The sequence below is a fragment of the Hydrogenophaga sp. genome (genome assembly GCF_030651625.1).
Lineage (GTDB): Bacteria > Pseudomonadota > Gammaproteobacteria > Burkholderiales > Burkholderiaceae_C > Hydrogenophaga.
Map to the genome: position 1 here is coordinate 107,566 of NZ_JAUSCF010000017.1, position 16,578 is coordinate 124,143.

A 16,578-nucleotide genomic window follows, 5' to 3' on the forward strand; every position below is an offset into this window, starting at 1 on the left:
AGATCTTGCGCTGGGGCGTAGGCGGCGTGCCGGGGTTTTGAACAGGTTCGATGCGCTGCACATCTGCGAATGGGGCGGCGGGAGCGAAATGGTGTGAAACGGATCGGCTGGCGTGACGCAGCGCACACTATATCTGGTGTGCGGGCATGGTTCAAGCCACTACCGGTAGTGTTTTGGATTTTTTTCCTGATTGCGCTGCCAAGCCGTTTTTTCCGCTGTGACACAGCGGGTTTCGATGGCCGGTGCGTCAATTTTCTTGTGCCGCCGCCAGCGCGCGACAGGCTTGAATGGTGTCGCTGAAGCCCTTGCGGCATGCGGTCTTCGAAGCGAAAGACCTTTGCAGGCCGCGACGTCCCTGGCTTGCTGCGCGTGCTGAGAAAAATCTCAGCTAACCCGATCGGCTGGGTGAGACATCTCCGGCGTGTGTGACCTCAGGGAAACACCTGATGGGCCAGCTCAGCCCTTGCTGGAGGCCTGTCCAGTCGAAACCCGGTCCCGGGTCGAACTTGCGGCCGGGGGCAATGTGTTCATGCCCGGCGATATGAGCAATGGGGTAACGCGCGGCCAGAGCATGGCACAGACGGATCAGGACGCTGTACTGTGCGGTTTCGAAGGGATCGCCTTCAAGCCCTTCGATTTCGACGCCAATGGAATCGTCGTTGCGGTTGTCGCGGCCGCACCAGTGGGAGACGCCGGCGTGCCAGGCCCGCTGGTCAACTTCGACGAACTGCACCAGTTCGCCATCGCGCCGAATGAAGAAATGCGCCGACACTTCCGCGCCGCGGATCTGTTCGAAATAGGGGTGGGCCTGCCAGTCCAGCTGGTTGGTGAACAGTTGTTCCACTTCGGGACCGCCGTACTGGCCGGGCGGCAGGCTGATCGAATGCACCACGATCAGGTCGACCAGCGCACCAGCGGGTCGGGGGCCGAAGTTGGGCGAGGGACAACGACGGGCGCCGTCCAGCCAGCCGGCCTGCCACCTGCCGGCGAGCAGCGGTTCAGCCACCATCGCTGTCGTCGGTGGGCATGCTCAGGCCCAGCCGCTGGATGCGGTAGCGCATCTGCCGCAGGTTGAGTCCCAGGCGCGCTGCGGCGGCGGTGCGGTTGTAGTCACACTCCCTCAACGCCTTGAGCAGCACGAGACGCTCCTGCTCATCCAGGTAGGTCTGCAGATCGTTTGGAATGTCGATCGCGGCAGGGGCGTTGTCCGGCGACGTGGGCGATGGCCCTGAAGCGAGGGGTGACTCGCTGTCGGTCGATCCATCTGGCTGGACCGCCTCGAGATCACCGAAATCACTGGGTTCGATGGCGTCGCCGCTGCTGAGCGCCAGGGCACGTTGCAGCAGATTCTCCAGTTCACGGACATTGCCTGGCAGTGCCCGCGTCTGCAGCCACGCCAGGGCCCGGTCTGACAGCGCGGGCGCTGGTTGGCCGCTTTCCTTGCAGATGCGCTTCATGAGCGCGCGCGCCAGTTCGGGCAGGTCCTCGCGTCGCTCGCGAAGGGCAGGGGTGCGCAGTTCGATGACGTTCAGCCGGTAAAAAAGATCCTGCCGGAACTGACTGCTCTGGACCAACGCCGACAGGTCGCGGTGGGTGGCGCTGACCAGACGCACATCCACGGCGTTTTCCTGCACGCCGCCGAGCGGGCGCACGCGGCGCTCCTGGATGACGCGCAACAGTTTGGCCTGCATGGCGATGGGCAGATCGCCAATTTCATCGAGAAACAGCGTGCCGCCCTTGGCCGCCTGGAAGTAGCCCTCTCGGTCCTGGGTGGCTCCGGTGTACGCACCCTTGCGAGCGCCAAAAAACTCGGCTTCGATGAGATTTTCAGGAATGGCGCCGCAATTCACCGCCACGAACGGACCGCTGGCGCGGTGGCTGCATTCGTGCACCGCACGCGCCACCAGTTCCTTGCCGGTGCCGGATTCGCCCAGGATGAGCACCGGCGCCATGCTCGTTGCCACCTTTTCGATGCGCGACTTGATCTGCACGATGCTGGGTGCGCTGCCAACAATGCGTTGCAGGGAGCGCACGCCCGCAGGCGGCAATGGTGCGCGGGAGAGTTGCAGCGCGGTCAGTGTGTCGCCTGCATGCTCGGCGTCGGTGGTGCGATCGAGCAGAGCGGCAGGTGGATGCCTTTGGCTCTGCAATGCTGAGGATACCGCTGCGCGCAGTTGTTTGAGATCGACCGGTTTGGTCAGGTAGTCGAATGCACCGAGTTTCAGTGCCTCCACGGCGTTTTCAGCCGATCCGTGGGCAGTGATGACAATGCTTTTTTCGGTGCGCTGAGTGTCTGTCAGCTGGCGAAGCAACTCCAGCCCCAACCCGTCAGGCAGGCGCATGTCGGTGATCAGCACGTCGAAGCGCTTCTGCGCCAGCCACTCGCGGGCCTGCTCCAGATCGGGCGCCGAGGTCACTTCGTGACCCTCTCGCAGCAGCGTCAGCTCGTAGAGTGTGCGAAGGTCGGGCTCATCGTCTACAACGAGGATCGAGGCAATGGGTTGCGCAGTCATTGTGGGCGGCGGGATGGGCAGTCTGTTCGTACTCAGGTGGCGCCGCGAAGCGACCCGGGCCGCGTCATGGAGGGGATGGAGTCACCTGGTGTGTAGGACAGGTTTTGCTGCACGGGTTGTCGGCTGTGTCCGTCCGATGCCGCCATGATCACATAGAACTCATTGCCGTCGCGCTGGTCCAGCCGGGTGCGCTGGTAGGCAATGTTGGCGCCGTATCGCTCGCACAGTTCGCGGCAGATGTAGAGCCCCAGTCCACTGGACCGGCTCTCGGAAGAAAAGAAGGGTTCGAACAGGTGCTTGAGGACGCCGGCCTCCAGGGGAGCGCCGTCGCTCCACACCGACATGCGCACCCGGTCGTTGCCACTGGGTTGGGAGATGACACGGATCGAAGAAGGCTGGCCGGTGGCGTGCCGCATGGCGTTGTCGAGCAGGTTGACCAGCAGTCGGCGCAGGTGCTCGGGGTCGAAGCCCACGTGTGCGGCGGGAGCGTGGGTGTGCACGCCCAGGATACCGCGCGACTGGTTCTGGCGCGACCATTCCTGCGTGATGTAGCGGATGGAAGCGTCCAGCGGGAGCGACGGGATCAGTCCTTCAATCTGGCTTGGCTGGGCTCGCGCGACGTTGAGAATGTCGTCGACGATGCGCGAGAGACGCTGGGCGTTGTGCTCGATCATCTGCGTGAGTTTCTTCTGTGCCGGCGCTTGCACTTCTTCGTCGAGCAGGGCGTTCGCTTGTGTGATGGCTGAAAGCGGGTTGCGGATCTCGTGGGCCACGGCTGCCGACATCCGCCCCATGGACGCCAGCTTCTCGGTGCGCACGCGCGCTTCCACTTCGCGCAGGTCTTCCAGAAACACCACGCACAGACCACGGCCCCGGCCACCCTGCACCGTCAGCCGGGTGCGGGCGTACAGGCGGTGGGTGGTGAGTTCGTCGATGTCAAGAGAGATTTCCGATTGCAGTGGCTGACCGAGAACGAAGGTCTCGTTCACCAGGTGAGACAGACCGGCCCAGCTCTCTTTCACGGAAAGCAGGAGCCGCGTGGCGCTGGAGTGTCCTTCGCCCAGCAGCATGGCCAGCGCAGCGGGATTGGCACTGCGCACCACGCCGTGCGGGTCCGCCACCAGCACCCCTTCGGTCAGACTTTCGATGATCAGTTCGTTGACTTCGGCCTGGTTGCGCGCGGCCACCTGGCTGCTCTGGGCCAACGCCTCTTCTTTGGCCAGCCGGATGGCGAGCTGGTTGGCCAGTACGGCGACCAGGAAAAAGCCTGTGCCCGTCAGACCCGCCTGGAGAAAGCGCGCGGTCGACACGTCACTGAGCAAGGGCGCGCTGAGCCAGGCCTCTCCCAGCAGGTAGAAGGCCACGCTGGCGGCCGTGGCCAGTCCCAGCATCAGGGGCCCGAGGATGGAAGCCAGCAGCACCGGCAGGGCAAACAGCGGGGTGTAGTTGAGGCTGGCTTGCTGGAAATACTGGAGCACCGCAAACACCACCATGTCCACGCCGATGGTCATCACCCATTGAAGGCGGAACACCTGGCCGTGGTCGATCGGGCGGGACCAAAAAAGCACCGCCAGGGTTGCGCAAAGGTGCCCCGCGCACAGGGCCACCAGCCAGTCCGGCCCCCCCGCGTTGGTGAGCAGCACGAATGTCTGCAGCGCCAGCAACACCGCAGCGATGAATACGCGGGCGCGCATGAAGGCGCTCCACAGCCGCACAAACGCCCTCAGTCGCTGTTCTCGCCCATGCGAGCTGCCGGTTTCGAACACCGAAAACCAGGAGGGAGCGAATTGTGAATGGGTGTTCCGAGCCATGTCACTGGAGGCCAGTCGCCCGAAAGCGCTGACAAACCCCTATGGGGGACATCGAACGAAGTGAGCGTGGTGGCTGTTTCATCCTAGGGCCGGCCGAGGCTTTTCATTCCGGGCCTCGCTCGCCCAGTCGCAGGTGTTCGTCACTGCAGTAGGTGCCCTGTCTGCCTTTGACGGCCTCCGCCTCGGGCAGGTGGGTGCCGCAGTGCCTGCAGGCGACCATCACAGTAGGGGGAGCCAGCTTGTTCGACCGGGGCGCTTTGCGCGCTGGTTTGTCATCGTCGCTTCTGAGGCGGTTGTTTCGCCAGATGTAGATGGCCACCAGGATCACAGCAAGAACGAGCAGGTATTTCATGTGGGTAGCGTTCAGCTGCGATTCAAAACCACTTCGAGTACAAAGCGGGATCCGGCATAGCCGAGCAGCAAGAAGCCCGCGCCCAGATACAGGGTCCGAACGGCGGTCCGCCCGCGCCAGCCCAGGCGCCAGCGTCCCAGCAGCAGGACGCCCATCGTCAGCCATGCCAGTACGGAAAACACCGTCTTGTGTTCCCACACCCATTGGTGATGCAGTGTGGCGGCGAACCACCCGCCCGCAAGAAGGGTGGCGCTCAGCAAGGCGAAACCCGCAGCCACGAACCGGAAAGTCAGTCGCTCCAGCATCAGCAGCGGCATGGTGGCTTCGGTGGATGTGCCTTGGCGCATGGCTTTCTCAGCCCGCTGCATCATCCAGGCGTGGAAGACGGCGGCTGCGATGAGCCCATAGGATGCGATGCCCAGTGCCCAATGAAGCGGCAGCCAGGATGATTGAAGTGCAGGGTAGGTGGATCCTGGAAAAACCAATGCCACCAGCACCGCAACAGAGCCGAGTGCAGCAAGCGTCCATCGTGCTCGCAACTGTGGATACAAGCGGCTTTCCACCAGGTAGACGGTCAATACCAGCCATGCGGTGATGGAGAGTGCCGGGGCGAAACCGAAACGAACCGGTTGAATGAACAAACCCTGCAACAGCACCACCAGGTGAAGAAGCCAGGCGATGGCCAGCAGGCCGCGCACCTGCGGGGGTGTCATTCTCGGGTGGGCCCAGGCCAGCACGGCGTACGACAAAGCCGCCACTGACGAGAGCAGGGCGGCGGACGGATTCGACATGAGGGTGGGCAGCAGGTTCATGGACCGGGCACCACCACCCGCGCGCGTGCGGGTTGCGCAGCTAAAATCATTTGCACAGTTTAACGGCCTTGTTACGAAGGCCGTTGTGGGCCGGCACACCTGTTTGTGAGAAATACTGGCCACTCTGACCCATTTTTCCGCCACCCAAGCGGTGGCGTCTGCCCCTCACCCCGAGCGCACCATGGCAACAGCCCTCTCCGAACGTCTCTCACGCATCGTCAAGGAAATGCGCGGCCAGGCCCGCATCACCGAGAGCAATGTCACCGACATGATGCGCGAGGTGCGCATGGCCTTGCTGGAGGCCGATGTCGCGCTGCCGGTGGTGCGCGACTTCATCGCCAAGGTGAAGGAAAAGGCGCTGGGGCAGGAGGTGGTGGGTTCGCTCACGCCGGGACAGGCCATGGTCGGTATCGTCAACCGCGAGCTGGCAGCGATCATGGGTAGCGGCGTGTCCGACATCAATCTGGCCGCCCAGCCGCCGGCGGTGATTTTGATGGCGGGCCTGCAGGGCGCGGGCAAGACCACCACCACCGCCAAGCTGGCCAAACACCTGATCGAGAAGCGCAAGAAGAAGGTGCTCACCGTTTCGGGTGACGTCTACCGCCCTGCGGCCATCGAACAGCTCAAGATGGTGACCGCGCAGGCGGGTGCGGAGTGGTTTCCCAGCACGGCGAACCAGAAGCCAGTGGACATTGCCCGCGCCGCGATCGACTACGCCCGCAAGCACTATTTCGATGTGCTGCTGGTCGATACGGCCGGTCGCCTGGCGATCGATGAGGCGCTGATGCGCGAGATCAAGGAACTGCATGCGGTGCTGGACCCGGTGGAGACACTGTTTGTGGTCGACGCGATGCAGGGTCAGGATGCGATCAACACCGCGAAGGCGTTCAAGGAAGCCCTGCCTCTCACCGGCATCATCCTGACCAAGACCGACGGTGACTCGCGAGGTGGTGCTGCACTTTCGGTCAGGGCCATCACGGGTGCACCGATCAAGTTTGCCGGAGTCTCGGAAAAAATCGATGGCCTGGAGGTGTTCGATGCCGACCGGCATGCAGGGCGCATTCTGGGCATGGGCGACATCGTGGCCCTGGTCGAGCAGGTCACAGCAAGCGTGGACATGGCCGCCGCGCAGAAGCTGGCCGCCAAGGTCAAAAGCGGTGAGGGCTTCGACCTGAACGACTTCCTCGACCAGATTCGCCAGATGAAGCAGATGGGCGGACTCTCCAGCCTGATGGACAAGCTGCCGGGTGCCATGGCGGCCAAGGCCAGCGAGGTCGACATGAACCGCGCCGAAAAAGACATCAAGCGCAAGGAAGGCATCATCTGCAGCATGACGCTCAAGGAGCGCACCCGCCCGGACATCATCAAGGCCACACGCAAGCGCCGCATTGCCGCCGGCGCCGGCGTGCACGTTCAGGAAGTCAACCGCCTGCTCAAGGAGTTCGAGCAGATGCAGGGCATGATGAAGAAGATGAAGGGCGGCGGCATGATGAAGATGATCAAGCGCATGGGGGGCATGAAAGGCATGCCCAAGTTTCCCGGCATGGGTTGATCTTTCGCAGGCAGGGGCTTCAGGTGGTGGTGAAAATGGCCCTGTCATGTTGATCTTCATAGAAATCGCCGTGGCGGTGCTGTGCATGGCCGCCGCGCTGGCTTTGCGACCTTGGCGCATGTTGCGGGGCCCTTTGCTCACGCCCGCATTGGCAGCGGTGGTGCTGTTGCCCTTCCTGTGGCTGCTGCCTCAGGTCATGCCCAAGGGCTTGCCGATCCAGTTCTCTGGCGCCTGTCTGCTGTTGTTGGCGCTGGGCTGGCCCTTGGCGGTGCCCGTCTTGGGGGTGGTGGCTCTGATCGTGTGGGGGCTTGGGCCTCTGGATGCCGACACCGTCCTGTCGCAATGGGTGTGGGTGGGGCTGGCGCCCGCCACACTGGCTTTGGGTGTGGGTGCCTTGATGCGGCGCTGGGTGCCATCGAACCTGTTTGTCTACACCCTGGGTCGCGGTTTTCTGGCCACCGCACTGGTGGTGTTCCTGGTCGGCGTGGTGTATGAGGTGACCCATCATCGGGTGGATGGCGTCGCGCTTGAGCAGGCCTTGGTGGCCCGCTGGCTGATGGCCTGGGGCGACGCTTTTCTCACCGGGATGTTCGCTGCCATTGGCGTGGCGTTTGCACCGCAATACCTGGCCACTTGGTCGGACGACCGTTACCTGAAGCCACCTGCAACCTGAGCGGGGCGTGCCTCATACTCAGATCGCAGGAATCCTCCAGCCAGGAATCAGATGGCCTGGGGCAGGGCCAACCGGGCGGCATGGCGCCATGCGCGGCGCAGTACAGCGGGTGACCAGGACTCTTCCGGGATCAGTAGCAGCCCTTGCGCCCGCATCCGCTCACCGAACGTCACGTGGCTGGTCATCACCGTGATCGGCACCGCCAGCAACAGCGGCAGGGCGATCGGCACCAGCCAGAGCAGGGCGTAGACATTCAGCAGGGCGACGCCCAAACCCAGGAGACAGATGATCATCGTCATTGGCGCCAGGCGAATGGCCGCGGTTTTCCAGGAAATGCCTGAGGCTTCGCGGGGTGGCGACTTCCAGTCGAGCTTGAGTCCGGTGATGGCTGCGAGCACGAACAGCGAGTGCGCGAGCATGCGCACGGGCGCTTGCAGCAGTGCGAGCACGGTTTCCATGGCAGCGCTCCCCAACAGTGCACCCGTTCCGCCAAACGCCTTCTGACCGCCTTTGAGAAAAACCGCGAGCAGGCCCAGCACGCGGGGCATGAACAGCATGCACAGCGTCCAGACCCAGAGGGTACGGATCTCTGCAGGAAGGGCGCTCCAATGGGGCACAACGCTGGTGTTGCTCACCCAGAGCGCCGTGCCGAAGGTCATGAAGGCCAGCCAGATCGGCGCCGACAGGTAGGACATCCCACCGATGACGAACATGGCACGGTGCACCCGGTGGATGCCGGGTTCTGCCATCAGACGCGAATTCTGCAGGTTGCCCTGGCACCAGCGCCGGTCGCGCTGGAGCTCGCTGAGCAGGTCCGGTGGCTGCTGCTCGTAGCTGCCAGTGAGGTCTGAGACCAGCCACACGTGGTAGCCGGCACGGCGCATCAAGGCAGCCTCGACGAAATCGTGCGACATGATGCCGCCCGACATGCCGCCTGTGCCCTTGATGGGGGCGAGTGCGCAGTGCTTCATGAACGGCTCTACCCGGATGATGGCGTTGTGTCCCCAGTAGTGCGATTCACCCAGTTGCCAGAACTGCATGCCCAGCGTGAACAGTCGACCGGTGACGCGGGAGGCGAACTGTTGTGCCCGGGCGTGCAGGGTGGCGTGGCCAATGGCCTGGGTGGCGGTCTGCACGATGCCAGCCCTCGGATTGGCCTCCATCAGTTTGACCATGGACACCAGACAGCTGCCGCTCATGACGCTGTCCGCGTCGAGCACCACCATGTAGCGGTAGTCCTTGCCCCAGCGGCGGCAGAAGTCGGCCACGTTGCCTGCCTTGCGGTGCGTGCGGCGGGTGCGCAGGCGGTAGTAGACCTCGATGGGGGGTAGATCGGTTTGTGCTGCGAGATCGCCGCGCAGGCGTTCCCAGGCGGCGCGCTCGGCGGCAGCGATGGCGGGGTCGTAGCTGTCCGACAGCACGAACACGTCGAACTGTCTGTTGTGACCGGTGGCGGCCAGTGATTCGCATGTCGCGCGCAAGCCGGCGAACACGGTGGCCACATCCTCGTTGCAGATGGGCATGATGATCGCCGTGCGTGCATCGGGGTTCATGGCGTGGTCGCGCACCGAAGCGGCTGTGAGCGTGTGCGCGTCGCCGCGCAGTGTGACCCAGAAACCCATGACGGCGGTGACGAATCCGGTGACAACCCAGGCAGACAGCACCATGAAGAGTGCCAGTTGGCCATACTGAAGCCATGCGTTGTCATGTGCCGGCTGGGCTTGCCCGAACAGGACAGTGGCAAAGGCTGTGGTCAGTAGCGTGAGCAGCGCGAACACGGCACGGCGACGGTTGGCCGCTCGCTCCCATGCTTCGGGTGCGACGGCTTGCGCCTGTGTTCCTGCGGATGCGTAGGGCGGGAGCATCCGGCTGGCCGTGCTGAGTATCGATGTGCCCACGCTGTTCCAGAAGCCACGCCATGGGCGAGGCACCATCGATCCGCGATTCAAGGGCGGCGCAGTGAACGCATTGGGATGACGCTCCTCGCGCAGCAGACTGCGCGCCGGGAGGCTGGAGAGCTGTTCGGAGTTCACGGGCGTACCTTCGCTCTCCGCACTGTGGTGCGAGCTTGCTGGAGAGTGGCCCGGCGTGGCGCTCATTCGGGTAGCAGCAGATGTGTCCATGTTTCGCTCACTGTGTCGTTCTTGTGTTGGAGAAAGGCGCGCAGTTCGACCGGCTTTGCAGGGTCGACGCGTTGCACGCGCAAGGTCACGCGCCAAGAGCGCGTGGCGTGGTTGGGGTAGGCCAAGGTTTCAATGAGTCGACCGTTGGCATCGGCGGTGACCACGGCGCTGACCTTTGCGTCGCTGGGCAAGGCGTCGAGAGCCGGGCCGGCAAAGTCGATCACATACTGTGGCTGGACTTTTTGTTCTGCGGGTGAGAGCTGGGTGTAGCCGTAGCCGCGACGGGTCTGGGTGACCCAGGCGCTGGGGGGACGCTGCTGGGCATCGCCTTGCCAGGCGAGTTCATAGCTGAGTTCCAGCGGCTGGCCCACTGCAGGCAGCTTGTCTGGAACCCAGTACGCCACGATGTTGTCGTGTGTTTCGTCGGGTGTGGGCAGTTGCACCAGCTCCACCCGGCCAGCACCCCATCGGCCCAGCGGCTTGATCCATGCGCTGGGCCGGCGCTCGTAGTGCGCTTCCACGTCTTCATAGCTGGCAAAGCTGCGGTCGCGCTGCATGAGGCCGAAGCCGCGTGGATCGGTCATTGCGAATGAACTCACCACCGGCGATTCTGGGCGCTGCAGCGGGCGCCACAGCCATTCGCCCTGGCCGGTCGCCATCATCAGGCCATCGGAGTCGTGCACTTCGGGACGGAAATCGCCGGCCATGGGCTGGTTTTCACCCGAGAGAAACATGCTGGTCAGCGGCGCGATGCCCAGCGTGTTGACCGGGCTCGCGCCCTTGCGCAGGAACACCCGTGCGTCCACCGTGGTGGTGGTCTGCTGCCCCGGGCGCACCACGAAGCGGTAGGCGCCAGTGGTGCGCGGCGACTCCAGCAGGGCCAGCACGGTGACTTCGGTGGCGTCCTTGGCTGGGCGCTGGATCCAGAATTCGGTGAAACGCGGGAATTCTTCGCCTTTGCCACCCACGGTATCAATGGCCAGGCCGCGCGCCGACAGGCCGTACTGCTGACTCGCGCCGAGCGCACGGAAGTAGCTCGCGCCCTGAAAGACGATCAGCTCGTCCTTGTAGGCGGTGTTGTTGAGCGGGTAGTGCAGCCGAAAACCGGCGTGACCCAGGTCACCCCAGGGCTTCGGATTGAAGGTGTTGCGACCGTAGTCGAAATCGTCCCGGCTGTAGGGCAAGTGGCGCACCGTGCCATTGGGCGTGATCTCGTGGATGCGGACCGGTTCGGTCTGGTACAGGCCGAGATGGAAGAACTGGGCTTCAAAAGGCAGCCTTTCAGCGCGCCAGACCGAACGGTCGGTCTTGAAGCGGATGTCGCGCAGTTGGTCGTAGGTGATGTCCGCCAGTGCGGGGGGAAGCTTGTCGCTGTTTGCGCGGTAAGGCTCGTTGGCGCGGGTTTGGGCCAGTTGCGTGAGTGCGTCCAGATCGAATCGCTGTGCGTGTGCCGACGCCCCGGCCAGCGTGGCCGCCAGCCCGCCCAGCAGCACCCAACCGCGCCAGCGTGCAGGTGGAGAAAACGGGGGAAAAGGAGTTGCCATGCCCTGTATAGGGCAAACCCCGTGCCAACCGATAAAAATGCTTTGAAATCAAAGGCTTTCAGAGGACTTGCGCGGGTTTTCCCGTACCAAGGATCACTGACGGTGTTCCAGAGCCCTGTTTTTGTCGTCAGACAGCGACAGCTTGTGGGAGTCTGAGAAGAAATGCTTTTAAAAACAAAGGCTTGATGCTGTCACTCATCAGCGACAGCATCGTCGGAAGTGCCCGCAACCCCGCCCATGCTGTCGCTCTTGAACAGGCCTGGCGTGAGTTCGTGCTTTTGCAGCAATCGGTAGAACTCGGTGCGGTTGCGCTGCGCCAGGCGAGCCGCGTCCGCCACGTTGCCGTCGGTCATCTTGAGCAGGCCGACCAGGTAGTCGCGCTCGAAACGCTGGCGGGCGTCTGTGAAGCTGAGCACCTCGGTGGAAGGGGTGCGCAGCGCGCGCTGCACCAGCGCCAGCGACACCAGGGGGGTGGTGGTGAGCGCACATGCCTGCTCGACCACGTTGTAGAGCTGGCGCACGTTGCCCGGCCAGGACGCCATCGTCAGCGCCTTCAGCGCCTCTGGTGCAAAGCCGGAGCTGCGCTTGCCGTACTTCCTGGCCAGCTTGGCCAGGAAGTGGTTGGCCAGCAGGGCAATGTCTTCTCGGCGCTCGGCCAGGGTGGGCAGAGTGAGCGTGACCACGTTGAGTCGGTAGTACAGGTCTTCGCGGAACAGACCTTCCGCCATGGCTTCTTCGAGGTTTCGGTGGGTCGCCGAAATGATGCGCACGTCCACCGGAATGGACTGGCTGGAGCCAAGCGGACGAATAGCACGTTCCTGCAGCACGCGCAGCAGCTTCACCTGAAGCGCGGGCGGCATGTCACCGATTTCGTCCAGCAGCAAGGTGCCGCCGTCGGCGGTCTGGAACAGGCCTTTGTGATTGGCCACGGCATCGGTGAAGGCGCCCTTGACGTGACCGAACAGTTCAGACTCCAGCAGGGCTTCCGGGATCGCGCCGCAGTTCACCGCAATGAAAGGCTTCTTGGAACGAGGGCTGGCGCGGTGGATGGCGCTGGCCAGCATTTCCTTGCCGGTGCCACTGTCGCCTCGCAGCAGCACGCTGGCGTCCGATTGTGCAATCATGCGGGCCTCGGCCAGCAGGTCGGCCATGCGGTTGGAGCGGCTGATCACGTCGGCTCGCCATTCTTCATCGGCTTGCGAACTCGGGCTTGCGGGCGCCCCCATGGCCAGGGCCTGTGCGATCTTCTCCAGCAGTTCCTTGGCTTCGTAGGGTTTGGTGAGGTAGGTGAACACCCCCCGTGCGGTGGCTTCCACGGCGTCGGGGATGGTGCCGTGGGCGGTGAGCAGAATGACCGGCAAAGAGGGGTGGCGGGAGCGTATTTCGTCGAACAGCGCGAGCCCGTCCTTGCCTGGCAGGCGCACATCGGAGAGCACCAGTTGGGGCCGCTCGATGTCGAGCTGGCTCAATGCCGACTCGGCCGATCCCACCGATGTGACCTGGTAGCCTGCCGCCCCCAGACGCATGGCCAGCAGGCGCAGCATGTCTGCGTCGTCGTCCACCACCAGGATGCGTGCGCGTGGCTTGCCAGGCGGCGTTGGGTGAGGCGCATAGGTGGCACTCATGGGGGAGAGGGGCGGCTGCCGTTGCTGCCCGGCGCTGGTGGACGGGGTAGGAGACTGCGTTCGATCGCGCGCATGGCTTCAAGCCGCTCATTGAGTTGTTCGATGCGACGTGCGCTGTCGCGCAATTGCTGGGCCTGCCTGTCCACGGTGTCTTCCAGGCGGCGCTGGTTCATCAGTTTGGCAGCCAGCAGTCGGGCCAGCGGCTTGAGCGCGGCACTTTCTGGTGCCGTGTGGTTGATCACCCTCTGCAGCAGGCCCAGCGCCCGAGCCGTATCTGGCGGCTGGTTGGTGTACGACAACGCAAGCGCCAGCTGCATCTGCCGCACCGGATTGTTGCCCGGGTCGCCCATGGTCGCGATGTGGCTCAACAGTTCGGCCGGAGGGAAGCTGCGCAAGCGCTCCGCGTGTTCCATCAGGGACACCAGATCACCCAGCGCGAACAGCTGGGTCCCGGTGATGGCCGGCGTCGGAACGGGTGCGGGTTCTGCGGACGTCAGGTTGGCGACAGGAGAAATTTCGGGTTCGGTGGGCAGGGGCGCCAGTGCGGGGACGGCCGCAGGTGCCGCTGGTGATGACGGTGCTGAACCTGTTGCACTCGGGCTGGCACAGGCCACCAGTCCCACGCCCACCGCCAAGGTCATCAGCAGTGCGGCATGTCGCATCGAGCGCGCGGCGGCCGGGACCAGATGGAGTTCATTGAACATGGGGCAATTCGATACGGAAATGGGCGCTGGTGCTGTCCGGTAGCAGGAAGACCCGGCCACCATGGGCCACAATGTACTCGTGCACGATGGACAGACCGATGCCCGTGCCTTTGACTGCATTGTCGGGCTGATGTTCGCCGCGGAAAAAGGGTTCAAAAATGCGGTCCCGATCGCCCTTTGCAACGCCTGGTCCCTGATCCACGATGTCGATGCAGGCCGAACCGGGCTGATCCGAGAGCGAGAGGCGTATATGGCCGCCGTGAGGTGAATGCCGGATCGCATTGGACAGCAGATTGCCCACCGCCGAGGCCATTTTTTCCCTGTCCACCTGGAGCACCAGAGAAGGCCCTTCAATGCGCACGGTCAAGGCATGGGATTGCCAGTGCAGCCGCTGAACATCGACCTGCTCTTCAAGCAATTCGCGCATGTCGGTTCGTTCGCGACGCAATTGCCGGGCTTCGAAAGCGGCCGCGTTGAAACGCAGCAGGGCCTCTATCTGCCCCTGCAGCATCTGGGTGTTGTGCTGCAGGATGTTCACAACCTCGGCCTGGTTGGGGTTGAGCGGCCCCGCCACGCCATCGCCCAGCACCGCCACACCTTCGTGCAGTGAAGCCAGCGGCGTCTTGAGTTCGTGCGAGATGTGACGCAGAAAGCGCGCCTTGTCGGCGTCGAGTTCGGTCAGACGCAGGCGCAGCCATTCCAGTTGCTGGCTCACGCGTCGAACGTCCGACGGACCCGCGATGTCAATGGGCACGTCCAGTCTGTTCTCCCCCAGACCCTGGATGGCCTTTTCCAGCCGTTTGAAGGGGCGCGCCAGCCAGATGCCGAATCCCAGTGCCATCACCACCGCCACCCCGATGGAGCCCAGGACCTGCTGCGTGAGCTGTTGCCGGCTGGTGGCGAACTGGGCCTGCAAAGCGTCGTTGCGGTTGCCGATGATGTTTTGCACAGTTTGCGCAATGGCTCCGCTGTGCACGTCGAGATCACGAAACGCCAATGTCACGTCACGTTCGCGGTCCAGGGCCGTCTCGGGGGTGCCATCGAGCAGGGCGGCGATGCCGTCCAGCTGATTGCGCCATGCGGTGGCCTGATCGGGGGGCAGCTCATTGCTCTCCAGCCGGGCGAGGATTTCAGTGGCATTGGCCGCGGTTTCCTCAAATCTGAGCCTCAACTGGTTGTCGCGCAGCACCAGCGACTGGCGTGCGGCGCGCTCCATGGTCAGACTGCGTTCGCTCAGCGATTGCGCGGCGGTGGTCAGGGCAATGGCTTGCACGGCGCTCTCACGGCTCTGGGCCATGAGGGTGTCCAGTGTGAACAACGCGCGCAACGCGGCGGCACCCAGCAGCGCGCCAATGAGCACGAACGCGACCAGCAGCAGCTGGGGAAAGGAGAAGCGCAGGGCTCTCACGAAAGCGGAAGGTCAGTGGACCTCGCGCACCTTCACCTCACCGCGCAGTGAATGCGGGCGGGCTTCGGTGATCAGCACATCGATAAGTTGCCCCACCAGGCGCGACGCATTCGGTCCCCCGTCGAAATTGACGATGCGGTTGCACTCGGTGCGGCCCATGAGTTCGACAGCGCCGTCCTTGCCCGCACGGCGCGACGGCCCTTCCACCAGGATGCGCTGCACCGTGCCTTCGCGGCTGGCGCTGATGCGCTTCACGTTCTCTTCGATGGTGGCCTGCAGGTGCTGCAGGCGCTTGAGCTTGACCGCGTGCGGCGTGTCGTCAGGCAGGTTGGCCGCTGGCGTGCCGGGGCGCGGGCTGAAGATGAAGCTGAAGCTGGCGTCAAAGCCCACGTCGGTGATGAGCTTCATCATCTTGTCGAAGTCTTCGTCGGTCTCACCGGGGAAACCCACGATGAAGTCGCTGCTCATGGACAGGTTGGGGCGTATGGCACGCAGCTTGCGCACCGTGCTCTTGAATTCCATGGCGGTGTAGCCGCGCTTCATGGCCATGAGAATGCGGTCGCTGCCGTGCTGCACCGGGAGATGAAGGTGGTTCACCAGCTTCGGAATCCTGGCGTAGGCCTCGATCAGGCGGGGTGTGAACTCGTTGGGATGACTGGTGGTGTAGCGGATGCGCTCGATGCCCGGGATTTCGGCCACGTACTCCAGCAGCAATGCAAAGTCGGCGATTTCACCGTCACCATTGCTGGTTAGGCCCATGGGGCCGCGGTAGGCATTGACGTTCTGACCCAGCAGGTTCACTTCCTTCACACCCTGGTCGGCAAGGCCGGCGATTTCCACCAGCACGTCGTCGAACGGTCGGCTCACTTCTTCGCCACGCGTGTAGGGCACGACGCAGTAACTGCAGTACTTGGAACATCCTTCCATGATGGAGACGAAAGCCGAGGCGCCGTCCACCTTGGCGGGTGGCAGGTGGTCGAATTTTTCGATCTCGGGGAAGCTGATGTCCACCTGCGGCAATGCAAGGCGCGCGCGCTGGTTGAGCATCTCGGGCAGGCGGTGCAGCGTCTGCGGGCCGAACACCACGTCCACATACGGCGCGCGCCTGATGATCTCGGCACCTTCCTGGCTGGCCACGCAGCCCCCCACGCCGATGAGCACGCCCTTTTCCTTGAGGTGCTTGATGCGGCCCAGATCAGAAAACACCTTTTCCTGTGCCTTCTCTCGTACCGAGCAGGTATTGAACAGGATCAGGTCGGCTTCCTCCACGTCCTGCGTGGGCTCGTAGCCCTGGGCGGCGCCCAGCACGTCGGCCATCTTGTCCGAGTCGTACTCGTTCATCTGGCAGCCAAAGGTTTTGATAAAGACTTTTTTGCTCATGGGGAGGCTCCGCAGATCGCGTCTGTGGCGAGGCCCGACGGGATCGTAAGTTTCAACAGGCCAGTTCGGTCGGAACGACAC

The 16,578-nt window shown here is 63.7% G+C and carries 13 protein-coding genes; 2 read left to right on the forward strand and 11 right to left on the reverse strand.

What is annotated here, in order from left to right; translation table 11 throughout:
• Window positions 1-388: 388 nt before the first annotated feature.
• From ampD to Q7V46_RS06295, 5 genes are all read right to left on the reverse strand, one after another.
• A complete protein-coding gene (gene ampD, locus Q7V46_RS06275) occupies window positions 389-1,009 on the reverse strand; it encodes a 1,6-anhydro-N-acetylmuramyl-L-alanine amidase AmpD (RefSeq protein ID WP_304912662.1) in 621 nt (206 codons plus the stop codon).
• A complete protein-coding gene (locus Q7V46_RS06280; RefSeq protein ID WP_304912663.1) occupies window positions 999-2,513 on the reverse strand; it encodes a sigma-54 dependent transcriptional regulator in 1,515 nt (504 codons plus the stop codon). The genes ampD and Q7V46_RS06280 overlap by 11 nt, the downstream gene beginning before the upstream one ends.
• Before the next feature lie 32 nt (window positions 2,514-2,545).
• Entirely contained in the window at window positions 2,546-4,207 is a 1,662-nt protein-coding gene (locus tag Q7V46_RS06285; RefSeq protein ID WP_304912664.1) for a PAS domain-containing sensor histidine kinase, read from the reverse strand.
• A gap of 220 nt (window positions 4,208-4,427) precedes the next feature.
• Entirely contained in the window at window positions 4,428-4,676 is a 249-nt protein-coding gene (locus Q7V46_RS06290) for a PP0621 family protein (protein WP_304912665.1), read from the reverse strand.
• A gap of 11 nt (window positions 4,677-4,687) precedes the next feature.
• A complete protein-coding gene (locus Q7V46_RS06295; RefSeq protein WP_304912666.1) occupies window positions 4,688-5,488 on the reverse strand; it encodes an inner membrane protein YpjD in 801 nt (266 codons plus the stop codon).
• A gap of 181 nt (window positions 5,489-5,669) precedes the next feature.
• Between Q7V46_RS06295 and ffh the strand changes: the two genes are divergently transcribed.
• Together ffh and Q7V46_RS06305 are read left to right on the forward strand one after the other, a co-directional pair.
• On the forward strand, window positions 5,670-7,040 hold the full coding sequence (ffh, locus tag Q7V46_RS06300; protein ID WP_304912667.1) for a signal recognition particle protein: 1,371 nt from the start codon (window positions 5,670-5,672) through the stop codon (window positions 7,038-7,040).
• Between the two features lie 46 nt (window positions 7,041-7,086).
• Complete coding sequence (locus Q7V46_RS06305; RefSeq protein WP_370690290.1) at window positions 7,087-7,713, forward strand: hypothetical protein; 627 nt, start codon at window positions 7,087-7,089, stop codon at window positions 7,711-7,713.
• 47 nt (window positions 7,714-7,760) lie between these two features.
• Here the strand turns inward: Q7V46_RS06305 and mdoH are convergent, their stop codons facing one another.
• The 6 genes from mdoH to miaB form a co-directional block, all read right to left on the reverse strand.
• Window positions 7,761-9,836, reverse strand: coding sequence for a glucans biosynthesis glucosyltransferase MdoH (gene mdoH, locus Q7V46_RS06310; RefSeq protein ID WP_304912668.1), 2,076 nt, complete (start codon window positions 9,834-9,836; stop codon window positions 7,761-7,763).
• Window positions 9,809-11,380, reverse strand: a complete 1,572-nt coding sequence (locus Q7V46_RS06315) for a glucan biosynthesis protein G (protein ID WP_304912669.1) — start codon at window positions 11,378-11,380, stop codon at window positions 9,809-9,811. The genes mdoH and Q7V46_RS06315 overlap by 28 nt, the downstream gene beginning before the upstream one ends.
• A 191-nt stretch (window positions 11,381-11,571) precedes the next feature.
• Window positions 11,572-13,005 carry a sigma 54-interacting transcriptional regulator gene (locus Q7V46_RS06320; protein ID WP_304912670.1) on the reverse strand — a complete coding sequence of 478 codons (1,434 nt, stop codon included), beginning with the start codon at window positions 13,003-13,005 and terminating at the stop codon, window positions 11,572-11,574.
• Window positions 13,002-13,709 (reverse strand): hypothetical protein, encoded by a 708-nt coding sequence (locus Q7V46_RS06325; RefSeq protein WP_304912671.1) that lies wholly within the window; start codon window positions 13,707-13,709, stop codon window positions 13,002-13,004. The genes Q7V46_RS06320 and Q7V46_RS06325 overlap by 4 nt, the downstream gene beginning before the upstream one ends.
• Window positions 13,699-15,117: a sensor histidine kinase KdpD gene (locus Q7V46_RS06330; RefSeq protein ID WP_304912672.1), complete on the reverse strand. Its 1,419-nt coding sequence runs from the start codon at window positions 15,115-15,117 to the stop codon at window positions 13,699-13,701. The genes Q7V46_RS06325 and Q7V46_RS06330 overlap by 11 nt, the downstream gene beginning before the upstream one ends.
• A 12-nt stretch (window positions 15,118-15,129) precedes the next feature.
• Entirely contained in the window at window positions 15,130-16,497 is a 1,368-nt protein-coding gene (gene miaB, locus Q7V46_RS06335; RefSeq protein WP_304912673.1) for a tRNA (N6-isopentenyl adenosine(37)-C2)-methylthiotransferase MiaB, read from the reverse strand.
• Between the last annotated feature and the right edge of the window lie 81 nt (window positions 16,498-16,578).

Bases quoted from the DNA above. Each gene is read 5' to 3' on its own strand.
- ampD (WP_304912662.1), bottom strand. From the start codon at position 1,009: ATGGTGGCTGAACCGCTGCTCGCCGGCAGGTGGCAGGCCGGCTGGCTG.
- Q7V46_RS06280 (WP_304912663.1), bottom strand. From the start codon at position 2,513: ATGACTGCGCAACCCATTGCCTCGATCCTCGTTGTAGACGATGAGCCC.
- Q7V46_RS06285 (WP_304912664.1), bottom strand. From the start codon at position 4,207: ATGCGCGCCCGCGTATTCATCGCTGCGGTGTTGCTGGCGCTGCAGACA.
- Q7V46_RS06290 (WP_304912665.1), bottom strand. From the start codon at position 4,676: ATGAAATACCTGCTCGTTCTTGCTGTGATCCTGGTGGCCATCTACATC.
- Q7V46_RS06295 (WP_304912666.1), bottom strand. From the start codon at position 5,488: ATGAACCTGCTGCCCACCCTCATGTCGAATCCGTCCGCCGCCCTGCTC.
- ffh (WP_304912667.1), top strand. From the start codon at position 5,670: ATGGCAACAGCCCTCTCCGAACGTCTCTCACGCATCGTCAAGGAAATG.
- Q7V46_RS06305 (WP_370690290.1), top strand. From the start codon at position 7,087: ATGTTGATCTTCATAGAAATCGCCGTGGCGGTGCTGTGCATGGCCGCC.
- mdoH (WP_304912668.1), bottom strand. From the start codon at position 9,836: ATGGACACATCTGCTGCTACCCGAATGAGCGCCACGCCGGGCCACTCT.
- Q7V46_RS06315 (WP_304912669.1), bottom strand. From the start codon at position 11,380: ATGGCAACTCCTTTTCCCCCGTTTTCTCCACCTGCACGCTGGCGCGGT.
- Q7V46_RS06320 (WP_304912670.1), bottom strand. From the start codon at position 13,005: ATGAGTGCCACCTATGCGCCTCACCCAACGCCGCCTGGCAAGCCACGC.
- Q7V46_RS06325 (WP_304912671.1), bottom strand. From the start codon at position 13,709: ATGTTCAATGAACTCCATCTGGTCCCGGCCGCCGCGCGCTCGATGCGA.
- miaB (WP_304912673.1), bottom strand. From the start codon at position 16,497: ATGAGCAAAAAAGTCTTTATCAAAACCTTTGGCTGCCAGATGAACGAG.